The following is a 25,690-nucleotide window of genomic DNA, read 5'->3' as shown; positions in this document are numbered from 1 at the left end:
AACTAGCTATTTTTAACGCTAAAGTTACTCAAAGTTCATAACTAGTAAAAACTAAGTTTAGTGCCTAATTTTGCTCAAAAACACAACTTCGTATTAAAATGAAACTTAGCAAAAATCTTACTACGGGCTACAGCAATAACTTTACTTTTATGGAGATTTCTTCTTATTTTCTTTTCCGTTACTGCCTTGTTTCTGATTTTTACTGGTATGTTCCTTATCTTCATTCTGCTTTTTCACAGTCTTTTTCTTATCCGTAGTTTTTGATTCTTCTATAGCTTTAACTGAGTCTTTTATCAAACTGAACCAAGGTTTTCTAGGGGCTTTTTGAGCAACACTATCATCTTGTTTTTGCTTAGTAATTGTCTGAGGATCTACAACTACGTAGGTGGTTTCACCTTTTCGAACATAGCCAAGTCTTTGTCTAGCTTGATCGGCTACGTATGAAGATTCATTTAGCTTTTGTAACTTATTCTTTAGTTCTTGATTATGTTTACGAGTTTGTTCTATCTGGTTCTCAACACGATTATAATCTTGAGACTGTACTATCCAAGCTTTTATCGTAGGTGCCATAAATACTAAACAGGCACCGACTACCAAGAAAACAGCCACCACAGTGAGCATAATGTTTGATGAACCTTTTTGAGTTATTTTAAAAGAAGTATCCCTCAAATTATTGAAACGACGAGTAGATTTTAAATCGTGTGGCGATGAAGAGTTATTCTGAATTTTCCTTTTACGCTCACGTTTTTCTCTTAGTATACGCTGATTTAGGTTTTCAGATTCAGCTTCATTTTTCTGCGTCTTATTTATTTTGCGAATACTTCTTATAAAAGTTTCTTTTTCTATCTTAGGAGCTTTTATCTTTGCCTCGTGAGAGGTATTTTTAACAGTATCCGAGTGAGTTTTACCAATATAATCTTTGTTTTCAAGCTCTTTTGTGGGATTGATTTTACTTCTTAAAAACTTAAACCTAGATGATAGTTTAGTTGTATTTTCTTTAGGCTCGTTATCTTCATGATTTGAATTTTTACGATTACCTGATGTTTTACCTATACCTTTATCCGTAGAAAAATACTTAGAATTACTATTTGTATTACTAGTTTGTTTTTCAGCAAAATTAGGATTCTTATTCGCATTTGAACCTTGTCTGTTAAGATTTGGTCGTTTCATGTCAAGAATCCTTATAAGTATTAGAGGTTAATAACACTAGTGTTTAGCATGTCAAATACAAGTATCAATTGTACATATAGTAGGTGGCGGCTTCTAATCAAACCACCACCTACCAGTATAGTTCTATTTAATTAAAATTTAAAACTTTGCTCTTGGAAAGGCTGAGCGTCCTGCATATACTCCTGCATCACCTAGCTCTTCTTCAATACGTAGTAACTGGTTATATTTACATATGCGTTCACCACGTGCTGGAGCACCTGTCTTTATTTGACCAGAGTTAGTTGCAACTGAAAGATCAGCAATAAACGTATCCTCAGTTTCTCCGCTACGGTGAGAAGTCATAGTAGTATATCCGCTACGGTGTGCTTGTTCGACTGCTTCCAAAGTCTCCGTTAAAGTACCAATCTGGTTTACTTTAACCAACAATGAATTAGCAGCACCTAGTTGTATCCCTTTTGCTAAACGCTTTGGATTTGTAACAAATAAATCGTCACCAACTAGTTGTACCCTATCTCCAACAGCTTCCGTTAGATTTACCCAGGCTTGCCATTCATCTTCACTCAAAGGATCTTCGATTGAAACTAGTGGATAATTAGTTACTAGGTTCTCGTAGTAGTAAATCATTTCTTCCGTAGTTTTTTCTTCACCTTCAAACTGATACCTGTTTTCTTTGAAGAATTCAGTAGATGCTACGTCCAAAGCTAAAGCAACTTGTGTACCAGGTGTATACCCGGCTTTTTCAATAGCAGATAGTATCAAATCCAACGCTGCTCGATTTGATTCAAGATTTGGAGCAAATCCGCCTTCGTCGCCCAGACCTGTTGAAAGCCCTTTTTTCTTCAAAACAGCTTTCAAACTATGGTAAACTTCAGCTCCCCAACGCAATCCTTCTTTGAAACTAGAAGCCCCGATAGGAGCTATCATAAATTCTTGTATATCCACATTTGAGTCAGCATGACTACCACCATTTAGAATATTCATCATTGGTACTGGAAGCCTATGTGCTCCTGGACCTCCAATATATCTAAATAAAGACAAACCAGAAGAAGCAGCAGAAGCATTAGCTACAGCTAAAGAAACTCCTAATATAGCATTTGCTCCCAATTTACCTTTGGCATCAGTGCCATCAAGTTCACATAAATAGTTATCAATGAGACGTTGCTCAGTTGATTCAATACCTTCAATTTCAGGTGCGATTATTTCGTTCACAGCATCTATTGCTGCTTCTACACCTTTGCCAAGATAACGGCTTATATCTCCGTCTCTTTTTTCAACTGCTTCAAAAGCACCTGTTGACGCACCTGATGGGACAGCTGAACGGGCAACTGTGCCATCTTCTAAAGCAACTTCAACTTCAACCGTTGGGTTGCCACGTGAATCCAATATTTCACGAGCTCCGATTGCTTCAATTCCAGCCATCTTTCCCCCCTTTATTTTATTTTAATAAGGACAATTTCTATTCTACTATTTGTTCTCCATAGATAGAAATACTTTCGAGGTGAATGCACTATCTATTACCTTATTTGTTTTAATAACTTAATAAAGCTGTAGTTATACTGACAAACCCTCACAAGTATGGTTCATCGTAAGACAAAACACTAGTTTTACTTTATTTTACTGCCAAATATATCCACATTAAAATAAGCTACTATCAAAACTTTATCTACATGTAATCTGATTTACTTTTAAACTTAGACATATCAACCTTAGGTTTTGGAGGTTTTGAACGGTTCAACTTACTTATTTTGCTGTTTTCCGTAGATACAGAGTCTTTTTCATGTTCCTTGTCAATACCTCGTTTTTTATTTATACCTTTAGCAAATTCTTTAGCTTTTTGAAGTTTTTCTTCCTGAACACTACTATTTCTTGTTTTATCAATAGTTATCCCAAAATCAAAAATTTTCTTTAAACTGTCCTCAATTTTATCAGCAAACTCAAAGTCATCTATTGCTCCATCAGCGTACTTTTGTAACTCTTCAAGGGGCACTAATATCGCTCTGATTGCTTGTTTTATAACTGTTTTCGGGTACAAACGCATAAGTCTCATGAGCTGGGATTCACTTAAAACTATTGGAGCAAATCTAATATACTTACCCTGCACAGCTATCTCTTCAAAACCATATTTCTTAGCAATAAATTTGACTTTAATACTGGAAAGCAACCCTGATATATCTTTAGGATCAATATATCCGAAACGGTCACGTAGTTCGGTGAGCACTTCTTGTAAAGCATCGTTATCTTTAGCTGAAGAAATTTTAGAGTACATTTCAAGACGCTGATTTTCGCTAGGTATATACTCTTCAGGTATACGTGTGTCAAATGGTAAATCAATTTTTATCTCAACATCTGGTACATATTCACCTTTGAAAGCTTCTATTGTTTCAGTAAGCATTCGCATATACAAATCAAAGCCTACGCCCTCAATGTGTCCTGATTGCGCTCCCCCAAGTAAGTTTCCAGCACCACGTATCTCTAGGTCCTTCAAAGCCACTCTAATTCCAGAGCCTAAGTCAGTGTTGGTAGCAATGGTTTCGAGTCTTTCTTGGGCTGTATCAGTGAGTGTTTTATTCTCGCTGTATAAGAAGTACGCATAAGCTCTTTCATTGCCTCTACCAACTCTACCTCGTAATTGGTGTAACTGTGATAGCCCAAAGTTTTCAGCTTTATCAATTATCAAAGTATTAACATTCGGTATGTCCAAGCCCGTCTCAACTATTGTTGTGCATACAAGGACATCGTATTGTCTATTCCAAAAGTCGACTATGATTTTTTCAAGTTGAGTTTCGTTCATTTTTCCGTGAGCTACAGCTATGCGAGCTTGTGGAATCATGTTTTTTATCTTATGGGCAACTTTATCTATATCTTCAACTTTGTTATGCACATAAAATACTTGGCCGTCACGTAATAATTCTCGTTTTATTGCAGCTACTACTTGTCTATCTTTATAAGCTCCTACGTAAGTTAAAATTGGGTATCTCTCTTCAGGAGGAGTTGATAAAGTGGACATTTCTCTAATGCCTGTAACTGCCATTTCTAGAGTTCTAGGTATTGGGGTGGCACTCATTGATAATACATCTATATTATTTTTGAATTGTTTTAGCGTTTCCTTATGCTCAACTCCAAAACGTTGTTCTTCATCAATTATGATTAACCCTAGATCTTTGAATGTGACTCGCCCTGTGAGCAATCTATGTGTGCCTATGATTACATCAATTGTTCCTTCAGATAATTCTTGCAGGATTTTTTCTGCTTGTTTATCTGGTGTGAAACGCGATAAGCACGCTACTTTCACTGGGAAGCTTAAATAGCGGTTACTGAAAGTTTCGTAGTGCTGTTGTGCCAGCAAAGTTGTTGGGGCTAGTACTGCAACTTGTTTTCCATCTTGTACAGCTTTGAAGGCTGCTCTAACCGCTACTTCTGTTTTTCCGTATCCCACATCTCCGCATAGCAAACGATCCATTGGAGTTGGTTTTTCCATGTCTTTCTTTATTTCTTCGATCACAGTTAGCTGATCAGCAGTTTCTACGTGTTCAAAAGAGCTTTCTAGTTCTCTTTGCCACGGTGTATCTGGTGAGAAAGCATAGCCTTTCGCGTTAGCTCTCTTAGCGTATAGTTGAACTAGTTCTGTAGTAATTTCTCTAATTGCTTTTCGAGCTTTTTGTTTTGCTTTTGCCCAGTCACTTCCACCTAGTTTATGTAAGGTAGGTGTACCTCCAGTGTATTTGCTGATTCTGTCTAAGCTATCAGTTGGAACAAATAGCTTGTCGTTTTCTTTTCCTCTTATTGATGGAGCGTATTCAATAACTATATATTCTCGATATGTGTTTTTCTTTATTTCCCTAGATGTTAACTCTACGAAACGACCTATTCCGTGATAGCTGTGGACTATGTAATCTCCAGGTTTTAGAGTCATTGGGTCTATTGCTTTTTGTCTTTTTCGTATGTTGTTTTTCTTAGACTCATTCCTGTTTATTTTGCTACTTATGTCGTTATGCGTAATAAAAACTATCTCTTCAAATTCATAGCCATTCGTAGCTTGAGTGTCTAAAAGATGTACTATGTGTGGTTCGTATGTGGTCGGTTTATGAGCATTTATGCTACTTATTCTTGTAGGTATATCGTTTTCGTTTAATATTTTTTCAAGTCTTTCCAAATGGGTTATATTTGGGTTTGATATAAATATTTGTTTGCTTGTTTTTATACCATTTTGTAAATCTGAACATAGTTTTTTGTAATTAGAGTTATAGTTTGGTATTTCATTGACTGGTAAAGTTATGTTTGTATCTATATCTTCACCTTCACCTATTTCACCTATATACCATTTAGATATAGTTGGCTTTGTAGTAGCTAGCAAATCTGAAATATTATAAAACGACGTTGTATCTATTCCTATTGGAGTTTCTTCTTCTGATTGAGAGTATTTCCAAGTTGCTTCTAAGAATTCTTGAGCTGTTTGTTCGAGGTCTTCGTATATTTTTTTGATACTTTCAATATTTTGTAAAACTATTATTGAGTCATCGCTTATAAGTTTAGTTATTGGTTCTATATTGTGGTTGAAAATAGAGCTGAGGGATTCAAATCCTTGAGGGTATATGCCGTTTTCTATTTTTTCAAGCATATGCGCTATCTCTGGCATTTGTTGTTTATATGTTTGTGCTAGAAACTTTATATGCTCATCAATTATTAGTTCTCTGCAAGCATAGATTGTAACTTGTTTTACTTCTTTACCTAATGTACGTTGATTTTCAACTGAGAAGTATTCCATGCTGTCTATTTCATCGCCGAAGAACTCTAATCTTATGGGGTGTTCTTCTGTTGGGATAAAAATGTCGATTATTCCGCCGTGTACTGCATATTCTCCTCTTGTAGACACTACTTCTGCGCGAGTATAACCAATATTTGTTAAGTTAGCCTGTAGGTATTCAAAATCAATTTCTTGATTTAGTGATAAGTTTATTTTTTCGAATCTTTTTTCATTGATAATTATTGGTTGCACAAATGCTCTGGCGGATGTAACTAGTATTTGTATAGGATTTTCTAAAGACTCACCTTGATTTTCCGCTAAGTTTTGACTATTTATAACTAAATTAGACAGTACTTTGTTTCTAATTGACATTGTGTCTATACGTGGTGATAGTCTTTCATGTGGCAAGGTTTCCCATGCTGGTAAATAAGCAACGTTTTGAGTGAAAGATTTTAAGTATTCAGCTACTATTTGAGCGTTTTTACTATCGGGTATTACTGCCACTATTTGTCTGGGTTTTTTAGTTTTTATTTGCTGTGAGTATTTGCTAAGTATCGCTAAAATTGGTGGTACTATGTTTTTGTTAGTGCTGATATTTACGTTATTTAGTGTTTTGGATTCTTGTATTATCTCTTGTATTTTTTCAGATTTTACTAGTTCTTCTAAGTAGTTTTTCAAAGCCGGGGAATTATTTGTTACTGTTTGTTCTTTATCCCGTAGTTTTATAGTTCTTTTTGTGCTTTTGTCTTTCATCTTATTTTCTTCTAGTATGTAAAATTTTATGCACTTAGGTTATGTTTTATGATTGTAATAGTTCAATAAGTTTATCTTTGATTTTGAAGAGTATGTAGTCTTGATTGCGCTTTGTCAAATCCTAAGGTAATTATTTCTTCTACAGCGTCAGCACATTCAACGATACATACTTGTTTCATGTCTTCGTCTTTTTTATGAAAGTTGGATAAAACATAGTCAGCTACAGGCATGCGTCCTGGCGGGCGACCTATACCATATCTAACTCTTATGTAGTTTTTGCTTCCAATGTGTTGGGAGATGGATTTTAGACCATTATGGCCACCTTCTCCTCCTCCGATTTTCATTTTTAAGCTAAAACGATTTATATCTAGTTCATCTTGGACTACAACTAAATTAGTTTGATTCAGTTTGAAGAATTTTAGTATCTCATTTACAGGTCTGCCAGACTCGTTCATATATGAGCAAGGTTTTACTAGTATTACTTTCGGGGAATCTATTCCGTAACCTAATTGTAACTGCGCAACTAAGTTAGATGTTTTATGTTGTTTAAATGTCACGTTATGTCGTTTAGCAATTTCATCAACTACCATATAGCCTATGTTGTGCAAAGTGTTTGCGTATTTTTCTCCAGGGTTACCTAATCCTACAACAACATAAGTGTTCATGTTTTCTCCCCAAATTATAGCTTTTCTATATGTTATTTTTGAAAAGCTATTCAAGTTGTTACTTATTCAGTTAGTTGTTTAAAAATAAAAGTGCCTAGAAGATACCTAGGCACTATTTTGTATCTAATATTTACGCAATTAGATACGTACGAAGTCAACGTGTAGAATATCGCGACGTACTGGATGTACCTGTACTTCTTGAATCTTTGCGTTAATTTCTTTTCCATCTAGTTCTAGGACTACTTCAGCTTTACGGTTATCCTTTACAATTAGGAAAATTTCGTGTCCTGGCAATAGAACGTGTAGGGTTTCTTCACCTTTACCGTAAACTACACCTGGAACTTCACCGTTTACGCGTGCACGACGTGCAAATCCTTTACCAAATTCTTCACGTAGTCTTACTACTAGCTTTTCAGCCATGAGATTTCTCCTTTTATTATAGTTTTTATCACATGGCCTCGGTTGGACGCAAAAGCGGCCACGTCGATAACGGAACACTGTATTTGTTTCCCTCGCCGAGGCTTATATAAGTTTATCAATTTGTGTTTTATATGCAAATTTTTCAAGCATTTTATGTAAATTTTGTTCTAAAGTTTTCCGTATTTTTAATGGTATAAAGAAAGTGTGCCTTATTTGTTTTAGACACACTTTCTTTTAACGTTGTTTTATTAGTATTTTATTGATATTTCAGCTGAAATTATTCACCGAACAGTCCTGTAACTGATCCATCTTCAAACACTTCATGGATTGCTGTTGCTAGTAGAGGTGCAATAGATAGGATAGTTAGATTGTCAAAACGCTTTGATTCAACAATTGGAAGTGTATCTGTTACGATGACTTCTTTAGCTCCACAAGTGCTTAGGCGTTCAACTGCTGGTTCTGACAATATGCCATGTGTTGTAGCAATAATTACTTCTGAGGCTCCATTGTCTAACAAAATTTTTGAAGCTTGAGCAATAGTGCCACCAGTGTCGATCATATCATCTACCAATACACATTGACGTCCCTTTACATCACCTACGATACGGTTAGCAACAGCTTTATTAGGTGAGTTTATGTCGCGTGTCTTGTGAACGAAAGCTAGAGGGCAACCTCCTAGCTTATTTGCCCATTTTTCAGCTACACGGATACGACCAGCGTCTGGTGAGACAACTGCTACCTTATCAAGGTCTACTCGTGTTTTTACATAGTCAATCAGAACTGGCATTGCCCATAGGTGGTCAACTGGTCCATCAAAGAAACCTTGTTCTTGTGATGTGTGTAGGTCGATTGACATTAGGCGATCAGCGCCTGCTGTTTTGAATAAATCAGCTATTAGGCGTGCTGATATTGGTTCACGACCTCTGTGCTTTTTGTCTTGACGAGCGTATGGATAAAATGGCATTACTACTGTGATTCTCTTAGCTGAGGCGCGTTTTAGTGCGTCTACCATTAGTAGTTGTTCAACTAGCCATTTGTTAATTGGGTCTGTGTGTGACTGTAGTACGAATACGTCACTACCACGTACGCTTTCTGTGAATCTAACATAGATTTCACCGTTTGCAAAATCGTATGCTGTTGTTTGGATAAGATCTATTCCTAGTTCTTTTACAACATCCTCAGCTAATTTTGGATGGGATCGTCCTGTTACTACTACAAGACGTTTTTCGCCGGCGGAGGTTAATCCGGTCATCAGTGTGTCTCCTTCAAGTTAGTGTTGGTTATTTTTGTTGTTCTTATTTTTTACAGCTTGTGCAGCCGGTGTGCCTGGTCGTTTCTTTTCTACCCATCCCTCAATTATTCTTTGGTCGGTGTCGTTTACACTAAGGGCTCCTGAAGGAATATCTTTTCTAACTACAGTTCCTGCTCCTGTGTATACTCCGTCACCTACTAATACTGGAGCAACATACATGTTGTCAGATCCTAGACGACAGTAGTCTCCAATAGTTGTTTGGTGTTTTTCAACACCGTCATAGTTTACGAAAATTGATGCAGCTCCTATGTTTGTGAACTTTCCTATAGTTGCATCCCCTACATAGGATAGATGTGGAACTTTTGATCCTTGCCCAATAGTTGAGTTCTTGGTTTCCACAAATCCACCAATTTTACCGTTATTCCCTAAGTTGGTTCCTGGTCTTATATAGGCAAATGGTCCTATATTTGTTTCATCGCCTAGTGTTGAGTCACTGCCTTGTGTTCTTTCGACTTTGGCATTTTTACCAACTTTTACATTTTTTAAGTTTGTATCAGGACCGATTATTGTTCCTTCTGAAATGTGTGTGGTTCCTTCTAGGATTGTGTTAGGCATAATAGTTACGTCTGATTCGATTGTAACTTCTGCATCAATCCAAGTTGTATTTGGGTCAAATATTGTTACACCCTCACGCATCCATGTTTCACATATTCTTTTGTTCATTTTTGAACGCAAATCAGCAAGTTGTACTCTATCGTTACATCCTTGTATTTGTTCGTAGTCTGAAATGTTGTATGTAAAAGCTTTGTTTCCTTTTTCGTAAGCTTTTTTCACTAAATCTGTTAGGTAAATTTCGTTTTGTGAATTGTTACGATCTAAAGTTTTTATTGTTTCTTTTAGGAAAGATATTTCGAATGCGTAGATTCCACCGTTGATTTGTTTTATTTTCTTAATATTTTGACAAGCGTCTTTTTCTTCAACTATTTCTTTGAACGTTGAGTCTTGTGTGACTATTCTTCCATATCCTGTTGGATTTTCTAGTTCAGTTGTTAGGACTGTAACTAAAGCTTCGTTGCTTTCATGATATTTTACTAAGTTTTGTATTGTGTCGAATTCTAGCATTGGAACATCAGCACAAGTGACTATAACTGTTCCTTTTTCTTCTTTTATTGATTCTATAGCACATTCGACCGCTCTACCTGTACCAGGTATTTCATCTTGGTCAACTATTTTGACATCTGGATATTCATTTTCTAGGTAAGAGACTATTTGTTCTCTTTCATGTCTTACTACGGTAATTGTATATTTAGGGTCAACTTTTTTAGCGTTTTCTAAAGCAAATCCAAGCATTGTTTTTCCGCACATTTTGTGTAGAACTTTCGGTAGCTTAGATTTCATTCGTGTGCCTTGACCGGCGGCTAGTACTACTACTGCTAGTAGATTGTTAGACATATTTTATTCCTCAACGAATTTTTAGTACCAAGATAAGTTTACTGTATTATTTTTATTTTTTAAATTCCTTTAAGCAACTATAACTAACTATATATTTTGTTTTATTGAGTTTTTTGCTATTTATGGATTGTTAAATAATGTTGTTATACCTCCACTTAGGTGTTTTTGTTTCAAAATTCTTACCTTATAAATTTTAGCAATATATTTTGTGTATATCTCTTTTAAAATGATTTTTATCGGTATCGTCAATTTTAATGATTATTCTTGGTCAACGTATATAACACGTAAATAATTGAAAGAGTACTATTCGTAAGATTTGTGGAGACTTTTAAAGAAATATATTTTAGGTATTTAAAGTATAAAAAAGCTCCGCCTCCAGGACTCGAACCTAGACTAACGGTACCAAAAACCGGGGTGCTGCCATTACACTAAGGCGGAATAACTTTATAAGTATAATAATATTTCAAATTAAAATCAAATAATTTTATTTTTAATATCTATAGTTTTATGACATGGCAGTAAAACAACAAACCTCATTTTATCAATTGTTATATTTTCTTAATAAAATTTTACTTCCACATTGAAACAATCTAGAATTAGTCTGTTATTTATAGAATTATGTACAGGGAAAAACTATGAGGCAACGAGTCGCAAATTTTCTAACAGTTTTATCCGTAGTAAGCCTAATTTTACTCGGCATTCCTAATGTTAATGTTTCTTATGCTACAACTGATGTTTCTACTGAAGCACAGCTTAGAGCAGCCCTATCTGGTGGCGAAACTAATATAAATATAACTTCAAATTTTCAAGTAACTTCGCCAATAGAAGTAAGTTTTACTTCAGCACGTGAAGTAACAATCTCTAGCACAAGTGGTAACACAATAACTTCTGGTGATGTAGATTCAATGTTTAGATTAAGTGGATCTAACACAACTTTGAAGTTTGACAATATTAACCTTGACGGTAATAACAATGGTAGGTTATTACGCCTCACTGATGGTGCTAAGTTGGATTTTAGAAATGGTAAAATTTCCAATGGTATAAGCTGGAAAAACGGAGTTAGTGATCCAAATTCAGGTAACAGTGATGGTGGTGCAATATATGCAGGTGTAGACTCAACTGTAAAGTTCCATAACACAACTTTTGAAAATAACCGTGGCATATTACCTAACCCTAAACCTCGTGACGGTATGAATGGTCATGGTGGTGCAATATATGCTTATCATACAAAACTAGTTGAAATCGTTGATTCTGTAGCAACTAATAACGTTTCTGGTATTTTATCTGGTGGTGGTTTTGCTTATATTGAAAACAGCGAAAATGTAACTGTAAGTGGTTCAACTTTTACTGGTAACCATAATAACCAAGTCACCGCAAATTCTAATCAAGGTGGCGTTTTCCACATTGTAAATTCAAATTTCACCTCTTCAAATAATACTTATAACGTTGCAGCTACTTTCAACACAGGTGGTGCTCTATACTTATCTGGAATCTCCGGAAACAAAAAAGCTACAAGCACAAACGATGTATACAAGATGGAAAACTTAGGTGATGCTTATGGCATTAGTGGTGGATCAATTCTTTCCGCTCATTCAAATCTAGAAATAGATAATGGCACTTTCACTGTTTCTGGTAACAGTAAAGTTATTCATGCTGGTGGCGTAATAGACGTTGTTGGTGGCGGTAATCTATCTTTGAAGAACTCAACATTGACTGGTAGAGGTGTTGGCAACGGTAATGGTTCAGCAACATTTGGTGGTGCTATCTGTTTCGAAGATGGTTCAAGTGCAACAGCCTTAATTGAAAATACAAATATTTCAAATTTCCATGCTGATAAGACTGGCGGTATGATTTCAATCGGAGGTAGATTCGGTAAACCATCAACTGCTTCAGTGACTATACGTGGAGGCAAATTCCACAAGGCAAATACTCAGGCATGGGGTGCTCCTTCAGGTGACGAAGGTCAAGCTGGTGGTATGATTTATGTTTCTAAGGGTGCTACCTTGAACATTGAAGGTACCACTATGGGCAACGATGCTGACGGTAATGGAGGCCAATCACCTGCTGGTGGTCTAATCTACAATGCAGGCAGCACAACTATTAGCGGTGGTGCAGTTCTAAACGGTGGTATTGGTCTACAAGCTGGCGGCACAATATTCAATGACGGTTATCTAAAGCTAGATGATATGACATTGAACGATTTGTGGCGTGGACACTTCGTTGGCGGTGCTTGGTGGAGTGGTATTCAACACCCAACTAAAGGTGCTGGTGAATACGCTGGTATTAACATTTATGCAAAGAAAGACGTTATTATAACGCCTCGTGCCAATATATCTACTTCTGGTGATATTCACGTTATCGATGGTCAATCAGCAGTTGTTTTAACTGGAACTCTTACTAAACGTATTGATGTATCTATTAGCGAAGTTGCTAAAGATCATAATTTATATCCAGAAAACGCTGAAAGGCATGTTGGCTATGTTGTTGCTAAAGGTGATGGAAACTACGAACCAGTGAAATCTGACGCTAATTTCTTGCACTATATAACAAGGAAAGCTGATGATTCTAATCCTGTAGCAGCATACGAAGATAATACTTCAATTGGTAAATGGGACTATGTTTACAACCCAGAAAATAAGACCATTGTAGTAGGCCAACGTGCAAAGATGGTTTATCACGTTAATGCTGATGATGCTAAATTTGATGATAATTCAACTGAAAAAGAAGAACTTTACGATGTTTATAGTTCCACAGCTCCTTGGACTGATCCAGAACAGATGACTAAGATTAGTGATGTTCCTTCACGTACAGGTTTCGCATTCACTGGATGGTACTACGACAATGTGAAAGAGCTCATTTGTGATTTGAATAATGAATCTGAACATGGGGATCGTAAATTCAAGTTCGAAGAGGAAAAGTTTACTGATAGCACAGCAGCTATCACAGGTATACTACCAACGAATGAGTTACATACTTATGCAGGTTGGATAACTGTTTTTAACGTTACACACGAGTTTGTCTCAGGCACAGCTGGAAAAGACCTACCACAAACAATCAAGGACAAAACACCAGCAAACCAAACAGACAAACCAAACGGAACAAAAGTAAACCCAACAGACAACTTCGACAAAACAGATGTTGAAGACACCGACAACGATGGTATCTGGAAATGGACCAACTGGGACAAACAAGAAGACACCATCAACAAAAAAGACGCACACTTTGTCGGAACATGGGTATTTACACAAAACAAATACAACGTTACACACGAGTTTGTCTCAGGCACAGCTGGAAAAGACCTACCACAAACAATCAAGGACAAAACACCAGCAAACCAAACAGACAAACTAAACGGAACAAAAGTAAACCCAACAGACAACTTCGACAAAACAGATGTTGAAGACACCGACAACGATGGTATCTGGAAATGGACCAACTGGGACAAACAAGAAGACACCATCAACAAAAAAGACGCACACTTTGTCGGAACATGGGTATTTACACAAAACAAATACAACGTTACACACGAGTTTGTCTCAGGCACAGCTGGAAAAGACCTACCACAAACAATCAAGGACAAAACACCAGCAAACCAAACAGACAAACTAAACGGAACAAAAGTAAACCCAACAGACAACTTCGACAAAACAGATGTTGAAGACGCTGACAACGATGGTATCTGGAAATGGACCAACTGGGACAAACAAGAAGACACCATCAACAAAAAAGACGCACACTTTGTCGGAACATGGGTATTTACACAAAACAAATACAACGTTACACACGAGTTTGTCTCAGGCACAGCTGGAAAAGACCTACCACAAACAATCAAGGACAAAACACCAGCAAACCAAACAGACAAACTAAACGGAACAAAAGTAAACCCAACAGACAACTTCGACAAAACAGATGTTGAAGACGCTGACAACGATGGTATCTGGAAATGGACCAGCTGGGACAAACAAGAAGACACCATCAACAAAAAAGACGCACACTTTGTCGGAACATGGGTATTTACACAAAACAAATACAACGTTACACACGAGTTTGTCTCAGGCACAGCTGGAAAAGACCTACCACAAACAATCAAGGACAAAACACCAGCAAACCAAACAGACAAACTAAACGGAACAAAAGTAAACCCAACAGACAACTTCGATAAGACTGATGTTGTCGTAAAGGCTGAAAATGGTAAGTGGGTATGGAAAACTTGGGATGCTGAATCTAAGATTATAGATAAAGCTGATGCTCATTTCATTGGTAAGTGGGAATTTGTTAAAGATCCTGTGAAACCAAATGTTGTGTTGAGAGAAAAACCAAAGAAATCTGCTAAGCTTCCTGAAACAGGTTTCGACGGTTCAGTTTCTTATTCACTTCTAAGTTTGCTGATAGTAGGTTTTGGTTTAGTACTTATCTCAGCAAAGAGAAAAGATAGCTAAAACATACTATAGCTGTTAAAAATCGGTATAAAATTTCCTCGGGGCAAACTACCTCGAGGAAATTTTTTATGAAATACTTATGAAACATTATTGTTTCACACATTAAAAACGTATTGCTATTATTCTTCTATTCTTCTAACAGTTCGTTCAGTTCAAACCATCTCTGTTCATATTCAATATTATTTTCTTCCAAGACTTGTAGTTGCTTATTTGTTTTTATTAGCTCATCTATCTTCGAGGGGTCAGCTGACAGGGCTACAAGTAAAGAATTTAGTTCCTCTATTTGGATTTCATTTTTTTGCATTTTACGTTCAACTGCAGCTAATTCTTTAGATAACTGATGTCGCTCAGATCCAGATAGTCTAGGTTTATTATTAGTAGAAGACGAATCGTCGTTTATTTCTTCTGTTTCACTCTTGGCGTTTTCTTGATGTGTTGTAGAGACTTTAGATTCAACTGTCGACTCTAAAATACTCATATATTCATCTACCCCACCAGGTAACATACGAACAGAGCCATCTTTTACTAGCATTTGATAGTCACTGACTCGTTCAAGCAAATACCTGTCGTGGGACACTACGATTAATGTAGTTGGGAAGCCGTCTAGGATATCTTCCATGGCTACTAAAGTATCAGTATCTAAGTCATTAGTAGGTTCGTCTAGTAGTAAAACATTAGGTTCTTGCATTAGGATACGCATAAATTGCAAACGTCTACGTTCTCCACCTGATAGCTCACTTACCCTAGTCCATGCACGAGATTTGCTAAATCCTAGTCTTTTTACGAATTGGCTAGCTGATAGTTCTTTTCCATCAACTACTATTGCATTTGAAATTATGCTTACTGCTTCTACTACTCGTAAGTCAGCTACTTCGTCTAGTTCGTGAGTAGATTGGGATAAAACTCCTATTTTTACTGTTTTACCAAATTTGACTATGCCCGAGTTAGGCTGTTGGCTTCCTTCGATTAGTCTCATTAATGTTGTTTTTCCCGCACCGTTGACCCCTAATATTCCTACTCTGTCCCCTGGACCTATACGCCATGTAATGTTTTTTAGGATTGGGGTGTTTTTGTTTTCTGAATAGTCGACTGTGACGTTTTCTAGGTCAACTACGTCTTTGCCAAGTCTAGAGGTTGCTAGTTTTACTAGTTCTACTTTGTTGCGCACCGGGGGTACATCGCTAATCAGTGTTTCTGCTTCGTTGATTCTGAATTTTGGTTTGCTAGTACGTGCTGGTGCTCCCCTACGTAACCATGCTAGTTCTTTTTTCAAAAGGTTGTTGCGTTTTTGTGCTGTTACTGCATGTTGGCGATCTCGTTCAGCACGTGCGAGTATATATGCGGCATAGCTCCCTTGATACATTTCTAGGGTTCCTGGCAAGATGTCTGTGCCGTTGCCAGCGTCTAGGCCTGGCACGACCTCCCAAATTTTTGTACACACTGTGTCTAGGAACCATCTGTCGTGTGTTACTACTATTAAAGCGCCTTTTCCTGAGTTATATCGTGTGTTCAAAAAATTTGCGAGCCATGTTATACCAACAATATCAAGATGGTTTGTGGGTTCGTCTAGGAAAGTTATGTCTGCGTTTTTTGAAAGTACTTGTGCTAAAGCAACGCGTCGTTTTTGTCCCCCTGATAAGGTCTTTATTTTGGTGTCCATCTTGATATCGGTAAGTAATCCCGCATGGATTTCTCGTATGGTACTATCTGATGCCCATTCATATTCTTCAGCTTTACCGTATATGGCTTCGGTTACGCTCCATTCGGGATTAATTACATCTTGTTGGTCTAACATGGCAATAGTCGTGCCAGAAGTCAGCGTTACCAATCCCTCGTCTGGTGTTTGTTTTTGAGCTAGGATTCTAAGTAGGCTTGTTTTTCCTCCACCGTTTGGTCCTAGCACACCAATTTTATCTGCGTCTTCTATACCTAATGTTATATCTGTGAATAGTTTGCGTGATCCGACCATTGCTGTTATATTTTGACATCCCATTAGGTGCATTTGTTTTTATTCTCTCTATTTTGTTGAGGATTCTTTGCCTCTGTATTTTTACATTATGCGTTTAATTATATGCTTCTTATTCGCATATTATCGATATGTTTGCGGGTTTTCTAATGCTTTCTAAGTTTTACCGCCGATACATAAAGTAAATAAATATACAGTTATGCTGTTATATAGGGGCTTAAAGAATCCTTTTATACCTAAAGTTATAGTAAATACTTTGTTAAATTTATATTTCGCATATTTTGTTGGCTTTTATTTATTTTTATTAGATTTTCCCTAATTTCACTGCTATTTGTTTATACTTCATAGGATTTTACTGCGGATTTCGTAGGTCTTTTACCTATTTATAAGATAGTTGAGCTAGTTATTTTAAACTAGTTATCAACTCAACAAATTTTATAAAACTAATTCTCTCCTTATGATGCATAAAGTATTTTTCAGAATTATTTTTATAAAATTATCACTAAAGTTATTAATATTTTGTTTACTTGAAAATAAATACAGTATATTTTCTCATTACAAAGAATGAATAAAGAAAAAATTATGTAGCAAAAGTATTAAAATATTTCTATTTTAATTACAATATCTGGACTTTTATCCGTAAATAAATCTTTGTAAAAATACAAATATTAACATATAAAATATCTGCCAAGTTGTTACAAAAATATTTCTACAACAACAGAGTATAACTAAAAATATCCAGTTTTAGGCTAAAAATAAACATAGTTTAAAACAGTATTAATCAGAAAATTTCAAAGTTTAAACAAGTATATTTTCTGTACAAAAAACAATAAGCCTACAATCATACTTAAGAACTAGTCCATATATGTTGTACTGCTATACCTCACCTATATAGACTTTCAACATGGCTTTTTGGTCAACTGCATCGAAACAGATACCTCAAGCTCTTTTATTCTCACTCCTTACTCTCCCAGAGCGTGTCTTTCCTTTCAGCTAACGATCAAAAAGCTAAAAGCTAATCTAAATAAACAAAAATAACAGAGGTGTTAATTTGTTTATTGTCGGATGAGAGAAACCAAACCAATCATCTATGAAGCTGAATGGTTTTGAGACTACGTTTTTAGCATAAACAAAGCTACGACGTCACAAGCAAATACTCAAAACTCTCACCAAATAAACAAAAACTATTAACCATAGATCATGTCAAGAAAGGACTAAGACTGTGAACACATCTACAAACACTCCTGTAAGCTCCCCACCACCAGAACTACAAGAAACAGGAAAGAAGAAAAAGAAACGCGGTCTTTACGTACCTACTGCATTCACAATCTTATTTGTGTTAACATTTATCGCAGTTATAGCTACTTGGTTTGTACCAGCCGGACAATATTCAAAATTAGCATATGATGCAGAACAGTCTGCATTCGTTATCACCGAACCATCAGGAAAAGTTGAAACAGTAAAAGCAACACAAGCAGAACTAGATAAACTAGGCGTAAAAATCCCTGCAGAAAAATTCACTTCAGGTGACATTAAAAAACCAATTTCTATTCCAGATACTTACAAAGAACTACCGTCAAACCCAGCAAGTATTTCAAAAGTCCCAATTGCCATGGTAAACGGTACTATGGAATCAATTGACATCATGGTATTCATCTTCGTTCTCGGAGGACTAATTGGTGTTGTACGTGCATCAGGAGCTTTCGACTCAGGTCTAATCCAGCTAACAAAGAAAACAAAAGGTAACGAATTCATCCTAGTATTCGCCATGAGTATCTTCATGGTTGTCGGTGGTACACTATGCGGTCTAGAAGAAGAAGCCGTCGCATTCTACCCAATTATGTGTCCAATATTTATAGCATTAGGCTATGACGCAATCATATCCGTAGGTGCTATATTCTTAGCAGGATCTATGGGTACAACGTTCTCAACAATCAACCCATTCTCAGCCGTTATAGCATCAAACGCAGCCGGTGTTTCATTCACAGAAGGTCTATGGTGGCGTACATTTGGTTGCGTAGTTGGCGCAATCGTAGTAATCGGATACCTATACTGGTATGCAAAGAAAATCAAGAAAGACCCAACAGCTTCATACACATACGAAGACCACAAAAAATTTGCTGAACGTTGGGGAATGTCAAATACAGACTCAATCCCAGCATTTGACTGGAGAAGAAAAGTCATCCTACTACTATTCTTCATAGCATTCCCAATCATGGTTTGGGGAGTTATGGCAAAAGGTTGGTACTTCCCAACAATGGCTTCATCATTCCTAACAATCACAATGATAGTAATGGTACTAGCAGCAACAGGTAAAGATCGTCTAAACGAAAAACAACTAGTAGATGCTTTCTCAGAAGGTGCATCATCATTAGTAGCAGTTTCCTTAATCATCGGTTTAGCCCGCGGTATTAACCTAGTGTTAAACGAAGGTTTAATTTCTGACACAATGCTACATGCAGCTGTAAACGTTGCTCAAGGAATGAACGGCCCAGTATTCATCATCGTAATGCTACTAATTTTCTTCGTACTAGGCTTCGTGGTACCATCATCATCAGGTCTAGCAGTACTATCAATGCCAATTATGGCACCTCTAGCTGACACAGTCGGTATCCCACGTTGGATTATCGTCTGCGCATATCAATGGGGTCAATACGCTATGCTATTCCTAGCTCCTACAGGTTTAGTTATGGCAACCCTACAAATGCTAGATATGAAGTACTCACACTGGTTCAGATTCGTATGGCCAATGGTTGCATTCGTACTAGTATTCGGTGGCGGTATGCTCGTAACACAAACCCTAATCTACGGGCAGTAAAAATTAAAAATGTATGGACAGGCTTACACTTGAACCTGTCCATACAAATATTCGCACCATTATACGAATTGGAAACAATCTCATAACATTTATTTCATCTTCTTACCAACTCATGTTACACTCTTCTGGTTAGTTTTCATATTCAGAACAGATTTTTTGACAATAATAGTAGATTTTTTAGACTTTTTACAAAAATATTAAACATACCAATAGGAGTAAAAAGTGAGCAATGCCCTCTTCTATTACACACTAAACGTACTATTGATAGTAATGATATCAGGTTCAATACTTCTATCAACCTACATAGTGTCACACAAACGCACCTTTCTCATAGGTTTCGGAATATGCATAGCTTACTTCTTCGATGTGGCTTTAATATTTAGAACTTCCATTCAAAGCTATTCTGAAATCATCCTATCCGAAGAAACATTCTTCACAATAACTAACCCAGCCGAATCTGTATTCTACGGAATGCTACTCATAGGCGGACTATGGTTACTCTTCACAGAATTTGTAAACACATCTAAATATTGGGCTCTTCTAGCTGCTACAACATATGCATCAAGTAGCGCCTTCGTATTCTTCTTTATGAAAGACAACGCAACACGCGAATTCTGGTTCTTTACAATGAGAACACTACATTTTGCCCTACTTATAGTATTCATAGCAGTATTCTATGCCTTTAAGACAGATAAAATTCAAAGACTACTACTAAATAAACATTACATTCTATACGTAGGGATGATATTCCTAACCCTAGGACAGCTCCTATGGAATATACACAATATATTAATCGCTCACGGAGTCGTCAGAATAGCAGATGGTGTATATATACTCCCAGAAAGAAACTTCATAGAAAACGCTTTCTTCCTATTCATAGCTTTCTACTTAGCAACACGTGGTGTAGGCCTACTTCGAGTACACTTTGACTCATCACCACAACACTTATCAGAATCACAACTAGTATTCATAAAAGAAGAAGCAAACTTTTACGCACAAAAACACTCACTATCACCAAGAGAAAAAGAAGTACTGATACTCATAATTGAAGGTGCAGGGAATCAACAGATAGCTAACATACTATTTATAAACCAAGCCACCGTCAAAGTTCACGTACGCAATATATTCAAGAAAACAAACATGCAAAACAGAAACGAACTAATAGCAGATTTCTGGCACAGCGTATAAACTCACCAAACTAAAATAACGGATACAAAAACTCAGATAAATAAAACTATCTTCACTTCACAACATAAACTCAAACAAAAGTACAAACACAGACAAACAATACAGCAATACTGCACTTACAAACTCACGTTAGAAACCACTAACATCTCATCAATAACATCGCTTAAGTAATCAATATTAGCTAAATACTGCCTAATTTGCTCAGCTTTAGATTCACTCTCACACAACAACACACAAGTTGGCCCTGAACCCGATATAAATCCTCTTAGAGCTCCCCCACGTATACCCTCTACTAAAATATGGCTAAGCTTTGGGTACAAAGACAAAGCCGCTATTTCTAAATCGTTACGTATTTCCTTAGCCAAACTATAAGAATCACGATATGCAAATACAATATCTTGCTTCAGACATACTATATCTTTCTTCTTATCAGAAACGCCACCTAAACCATCAGCACAAAAAGAAGCACAGTCTCCACCAGATACACCTTTTTCAACACCATCATTCAAAGCGTAAAGTCTATCCAACTCAGCAAAAACATCAGGAGTAGACAAACCTACTTTATTCAAAATAAGCAACCAACAATACTCTTCTACAGGAAAAATACCGTTACTATCAGAACAACTAGGTAATTCTAAAGGCTCAATAACATCACCATACCTATTACCCACACTCAAAACATTACGCACACCAAAAGGCACATCTGCCCCTAAACGAGCAGCCAGCTCCTCCAAAGTAACAGTATTGAAAGGAAAGCCATAATACTCGTTCAGCAAACGTAACACACCAGCAGCATCAACTGATCCACCAGCCATGCCCCCCTGCACAGGAATCATCTTATTTACAAAAATATCAAAATAATCAGAGCAGTTGCTATCAACTTCAGCCCTATACTTATCAAGAAAAATATTTAAAGCCCTAATGCATAAATCCTTATCTCCAAAAATATTAGTACCGCAAACCCTACCGGCATAACGAACTAAGTGACAATCCCCTGAACTCCTCAAAGACAAATGCACATCATCGTATAAATCAACAGGCTGAAAAACTGTAAGTAGCTTATGATAACCGTTACTTTCCACCCCATCAACTTGCAAGAACAAATTAATCTTCCCAAAAACTCTAAGAGATATCTGAGCCGAAGAAAACTCGTCTATAGGGGCAATATCCATAAGCACACTCTCAAAACTAACTATCGCTTTGCAAACTAATATATTCTTTAGCAATACTTATATAATCATCAATAACTAAATTCTCTGCACGCAAAGACGAACTCACATTAGCCCCAGCTAACAAATCATCAGTTTCACACACGCCTTCACACAAAGCTTTCAAAGACTGCCTTAAAGTCTTACGTCTTTGTCCAAACGCACTATCAACAATCCTAAACACAACATCTCTCAAAGACTCATTATCTTTAACAAATTCAGAAACATTTCTCTCAAAAAGAACTAAAGCAGATTCAACATTAGGAACAGGCCAAAAAACATTAGTACCAATCTTACCAACCATTCTGGCATCCCCATACCAAGCAAGTTTCAAACTCGGCACACCGTATATTTTATTCCCAACAGTTGCAGTCAAACGTTGCGCAACCTCAAGTTGCACCATAACCAAAATAGTATGTATTGAAGGAAATTTATCCAAAATATTCAAAATAATCGGAACAGAAACATTATAAGGCAAATTAGCTATCAAAAACTCAGGATCTTTGCCAAAACCCTCAAAATTGCAACTAGACTCAGTAACAGGAAGAGCTTTAGATAAATCTTCTAAGCCATTTACTTTTAAAGCGTCCTCATTCAAAATACGCAAATTACCAGCAACAGCCTCAGCATGAGCTACAATCGTCGCAGGTAAAGCCTCAGCTAAAGTAGGATCAATCTCTATAGCAGTCACACAAGCATTCTGTTCCAAAATAGCCAAAGTAAGTGAACCTAACCCTGGACCTACCTCTATAACATGCTTGCCATCAATATCACCAATCTTAGACACAATTTTTTTAACAGTAGATTGATCAGTAACAAAATTCTGTCCCAGAGTCTTAGTAGGTCTAATTTGTAGCAAAGCACATAGCTCGCGCACACTTGAAGAAGATAAAAACTTTACGGTCATTCGTTATATACCCAGTTCCCTACTAATAGACTACAAAAACATTCCAAACTTTATTATAAAACAAAAACTATATTAATTACTCCAACATGTAAATACCAATAATAAACATTTATTTAAAACATAACCTAAAACAAAATATAAAAATTCAGCACTAAAATATTACGTTAAACAAATAGAGGGGCATATTGCCCCTCCAAATAAGATTAATACCAACCGACAGCTTGACTATGTCCCCATGCTTTACAAGGAGTACCATACCTACCGGAAATGTATCCTAATCCCCAACGAATCTGTGTAACAGGATTTGTACGCCAGTCAGGACCTGCTGAAGCCATCTTATTACCAGGCAAAGCTTGTGGTATACCAGTAGCCCCCGATGAAGCATTATAAGCATTAGGATTCCAATGAGATTCCTTCTCCCACAAAGCTATCAAACAACGATATTCGCTATCTGACCAGCCTCTGCCAACAACCAAAGGCAAAGCTAAAGCCCTAGGATCTTCGCCAGAATAATTAGTGTTAACATTAGGCACATTCACGCCACCTGTACGCACCAAATCCAACAATTTCTTAGGGTCGTCAGGAAGTTTAGAGGCGTCTATGCCCTTCACTCCTAATTTTATAACTTCTTCCACAGGCTCAGATTTAACATCTTCAGTTACTTTTCCTTGATGAACAACTTTACCATCAACCTTTTCAAAGTAAGATGAAACTTCTTTCTCTCCATCTTTACCTTCTTGAGCTTTCTTTTGTTCACCAGCTTCTAACTGAGGATCCTTTTCAATCTTAGTTTCAAACTTTATAGGCTCCGTTTTAGATTCATAGCCACGTTCAACTCGTTGCACAATCAAACTAGTTTCAGTTTTATCTTTGCCAACTAGAACTTTATCTATCGGCGAAACCTCAACTCCTATTTTTTTCAAAACAGTTTCAGCATTCTCAGATGGTTTAACATCAACATACTCATCTTTACCGTCATGAATAACTTTAATCTTTGATTTTTTAGAAACTAAACCGCTATTACTTGAACCATTAACATTAGATGATCTAGCAGAAACAGTAACTTTCACATCAGAGTCAGAAAATTCATCCACAATTTCATCCGAATAAGATGCAGTAGTCCATGCTTCCTTATTGGTGCCATTTACGTTAACGCTAACTTTTTTAGCCTCATTAACAACGACCTTATCTCCAGTTTGAAGATAAGCATTTGCGTTAGGCGAAACGTCATCTTGCTTTTTAACAAACACACCTTTTTCGCGTAAAACATCCGAAACTTTTTCAGCCCATGTAGAAACAGTTTGAGTTTTACCATCAATAGTTACTCTCACAGTTTTATGAGGATAAGCTAATGAAGTCCCAATACCCAAAACCAAAACAGACGTTGTCAAAATACTAATACATGAAGCCTTAAAGACTTTATGTAAACGTCTTTTCTTATCATGTTTACGTATGTCTCTACGACTAGGATATCTAGTCTTTGAAACAGTATTATTTTCGTTACTCATAAACCGTTCTTTGTTAGACAACAATTACCGTTTACATTAAAGTAAACACACTACTTATTTTCACTACTTGTGTAATATATGAAATTATAACAAAAATACGTTTTATAACCAAAAAATACAAAATTAAGCATTAGAAACACGCATTTTAATAATTGATTTAAAGAGTAACAAAAAATAAAATTAATAATTTATGAAGTTAATTTAACGTTTTCATTCGTTCAACAAAACGTATATAGTTTCCCCATAAATTCTTATATTTCGAACTCATTTTCCAAAATAGGTAGCTCATAAATCCTCTGAGTATTAGCCTGCAAAACTAAACTCGTAGTAAAAATCTCTTCATTCCACATACGCGACATTGCCTCAACAGTTTCAACCATCACGTACGAAGAATTAGGACATCCCCTATAAGGTTCAGGAGTCAAATAAGGAGCATCTGTTTCAACTAACACTAATTCCCTAGGTAACTCTAAAAATGCTTTACGCAAATCTTCATTAGCCTTGTACGTTATAGGTCCAGCAAAAGATGCCATCCACCTATTCTCAGCACAATACTGCGCTAGAGTCCTCCCACCTGAGAAGCAATGAAAAACAGTACGCTCAGGAGCCTTATCCTTAAGTAAAATCTCTACAACATCAGCATGAGCTTGCCTATCGTGTATCTGCAACGGCTTATCTAGTTCCTTAGCCAAAGCAATATGATCCCTAAAAGCTTCTTTCTGTTTTTCTATCCCAAGATGCCCTGTTCTGAAGTAATCCAGTCCTGTTTCACCAACAGCCAAAACAGCATCATTCTTACACAAAGTAGCCACTTTATCAAAAGCATCTTCATAACTAATATCAAAGTAATGCTCTGAACGTTTAGGCTCTAAACCATCAGGAGCTACCTCAAAAATCTGTGAATGTAAAGGAGCTTCATTTGGATGAATAGCAAGAGCAGCATAAACATTCTCATACTTCAGAGCCAAATCTAAAGTCAATTCTAAATCCAAATACTCACAACCAGAAGTTATGAGCTGCTTCACACCAGCTTTATAAGCTAAATCAATCTGATCTTCACAGGTCAGCTTAATACCGTCCTTTTCAATAAGATCTTCTTCACGTAAGGGTAAATGAGTATGATTATCTATCACATAGACAGGTAACTTCTTACCGTTAGGTGGCCACTGTCTGACTTTTTTCTTCCCCATGTATAACTCC

At 36.6% G+C, this 25,690-nt stretch carries 15 protein-coding genes and 1 tRNA gene; 3 read left to right on the top strand and 13 right to left on the bottom strand.

Annotated features, from left to right (window positions below; all coding sequences use genetic code 11):
- Nucleotides 1–147 precede the first annotated feature (147 nt).
- The 8 genes from HCQ94_RS00890 to HCQ94_RS00855 form a co-directional block, all read right to left on the bottom strand.
- Nucleotides 148–1,170, bottom strand: coding sequence for an FtsB family cell division protein (locus HCQ94_RS00890; protein WP_166982872.1), 1,023 nt, complete (start codon nt 1,168–1,170; stop codon nt 148–150).
- Nucleotides 1,171–1,308: 138 nt separating this feature from the next.
- On the bottom strand, nt 1,309–2,589 hold the full coding sequence (gene eno, locus HCQ94_RS00885; RefSeq protein WP_166982875.1) for a phosphopyruvate hydratase: 1,281 nt from the start codon (nt 2,587–2,589) through the stop codon (nt 1,309–1,311).
- A gap of 244 nt (nt 2,590–2,833) precedes the next feature.
- Nucleotides 2,834–6,667 (bottom strand): transcription-repair coupling factor, encoded by a 3,834-nt coding sequence (gene mfd, locus HCQ94_RS00880; RefSeq protein ID WP_166982877.1) that lies wholly within the window; start codon nt 6,665–6,667, stop codon nt 2,834–2,836.
- A 71-nt stretch (nt 6,668–6,738) separates the two neighbouring features.
- On the bottom strand, nt 6,739–7,332 hold the full coding sequence (gene pth, locus HCQ94_RS00875; RefSeq protein ID WP_166978934.1) for an aminoacyl-tRNA hydrolase: 594 nt from the start codon (nt 7,330–7,332) through the stop codon (nt 6,739–6,741).
- Nucleotides 7,333–7,470: 138 nt separating this feature from the next.
- Entirely contained in the window at nt 7,471–7,752 is a 282-nt protein-coding gene (locus tag HCQ94_RS00870; RefSeq protein WP_166978931.1) for a 50S ribosomal protein L25, read from the bottom strand.
- A gap of 277 nt (nt 7,753–8,029) precedes the next feature.
- The gene (locus HCQ94_RS00865) at nt 8,030–9,004 is read right to left on the bottom strand and encodes a ribose-phosphate diphosphokinase (RefSeq protein WP_166978929.1); all 975 of its coding nucleotides are present in this window, start codon (nt 9,002–9,004) and stop codon (nt 8,030–8,032) included.
- An 18-nt stretch (nt 9,005–9,022) separates the two neighbouring features.
- Nucleotides 9,023–10,456 (bottom strand): bifunctional UDP-N-acetylglucosamine diphosphorylase/glucosamine-1-phosphate N-acetyltransferase GlmU, encoded by a 1,434-nt coding sequence (gene glmU / locus HCQ94_RS00860; RefSeq protein ID WP_166982879.1) that lies wholly within the window; start codon nt 10,454–10,456, stop codon nt 9,023–9,025.
- 367 nt (nt 10,457–10,823) lie between these two features.
- Nucleotides 10,824–10,894, bottom strand: a tRNA-Gln gene (locus tag HCQ94_RS00855).
- A 197-nt stretch (nt 10,895–11,091) separates the two neighbouring features.
- Here HCQ94_RS00855 and HCQ94_RS00850 point away from each other — a divergent pair.
- On the top strand, nt 11,092–14,895 hold the full coding sequence (locus tag HCQ94_RS00850) for an SHIRT domain-containing protein (protein WP_196373613.1): 3,804 nt from the start codon (nt 11,092–11,094) through the stop codon (nt 14,893–14,895).
- 127 nt (nt 14,896–15,022) lie between these two features.
- Here HCQ94_RS00850 and HCQ94_RS00845 read toward each other — a convergent pair whose 3' ends face one another.
- The gene (locus HCQ94_RS00845) at nt 15,023–16,888 is read right to left on the bottom strand and encodes an ABC-F family ATP-binding cassette domain-containing protein (protein WP_332835448.1); all 1,866 of its coding nucleotides are present in this window, start codon (nt 16,886–16,888) and stop codon (nt 15,023–15,025) included.
- A 1,195-nt stretch (nt 16,889–18,083) separates the two neighbouring features.
- On the opposite strand from HCQ94_RS00845, the gene HCQ94_RS00840 reads away from it, so the two are divergent.
- Complete coding sequence (locus tag HCQ94_RS00840; protein WP_166978923.1) at nt 18,084–19,679, top strand: YfcC family protein; 1,596 nt, start codon at nt 18,084–18,086, stop codon at nt 19,677–19,679.
- Nucleotides 19,680–19,985: 306 nt separating this feature from the next.
- Nucleotides 19,986–20,867, top strand: coding sequence for a helix-turn-helix transcriptional regulator (locus HCQ94_RS00835; RefSeq protein ID WP_196373612.1), 882 nt, complete (start codon nt 19,986–19,988; stop codon nt 20,865–20,867).
- A gap of 116 nt (nt 20,868–20,983) precedes the next feature.
- Here HCQ94_RS00835 and ispE read toward each other — a convergent pair whose 3' ends face one another.
- The 4 genes from ispE to HCQ94_RS00815 all read right to left on the bottom strand — a co-directional run bounded on the left by ispE (nt 20,984) and on the right by HCQ94_RS00815 (nt 25,680).
- Complete coding sequence (ispE, locus tag HCQ94_RS00830) at nt 20,984–22,039, bottom strand: 4-(cytidine 5'-diphospho)-2-C-methyl-D-erythritol kinase (protein WP_166982913.1); 1,056 nt, start codon at nt 22,037–22,039, stop codon at nt 20,984–20,986.
- Between the two features lie 16 nt (nt 22,040–22,055).
- The gene (gene rsmA, locus HCQ94_RS00825) at nt 22,056–22,982 is read right to left on the bottom strand and encodes a 16S rRNA (adenine(1518)-N(6)/adenine(1519)-N(6))-dimethyltransferase RsmA (RefSeq protein ID WP_166982915.1); all 927 of its coding nucleotides are present in this window, start codon (nt 22,980–22,982) and stop codon (nt 22,056–22,058) included.
- Nucleotides 22,983–23,185: 203 nt separating this feature from the next.
- The gene (locus HCQ94_RS00820; RefSeq protein WP_166982917.1) at nt 23,186–24,490 is read right to left on the bottom strand and encodes a resuscitation-promoting factor; all 1,305 of its coding nucleotides are present in this window, start codon (nt 24,488–24,490) and stop codon (nt 23,186–23,188) included.
- 251 nt (nt 24,491–24,741) lie between these two features.
- Nucleotides 24,742–25,680 (bottom strand): TatD family hydrolase, encoded by a 939-nt coding sequence (locus tag HCQ94_RS00815; RefSeq protein ID WP_166978913.1) that lies wholly within the window; start codon nt 25,678–25,680, stop codon nt 24,742–24,744.
- Nucleotides 25,681–25,690: the final 10 nt, after the last annotated feature.

This window comes from Actinomyces sp. zg-332, assembly GCF_011751945.2.
Lineage (GTDB): Bacteria > Actinomycetota > Actinomycetes > Actinomycetales > Actinomycetaceae > ZJ293.
Note: the sequence above shows the minus strand (reverse complement) of the source record. Positions and strands in the feature narration are given on the sequence as shown.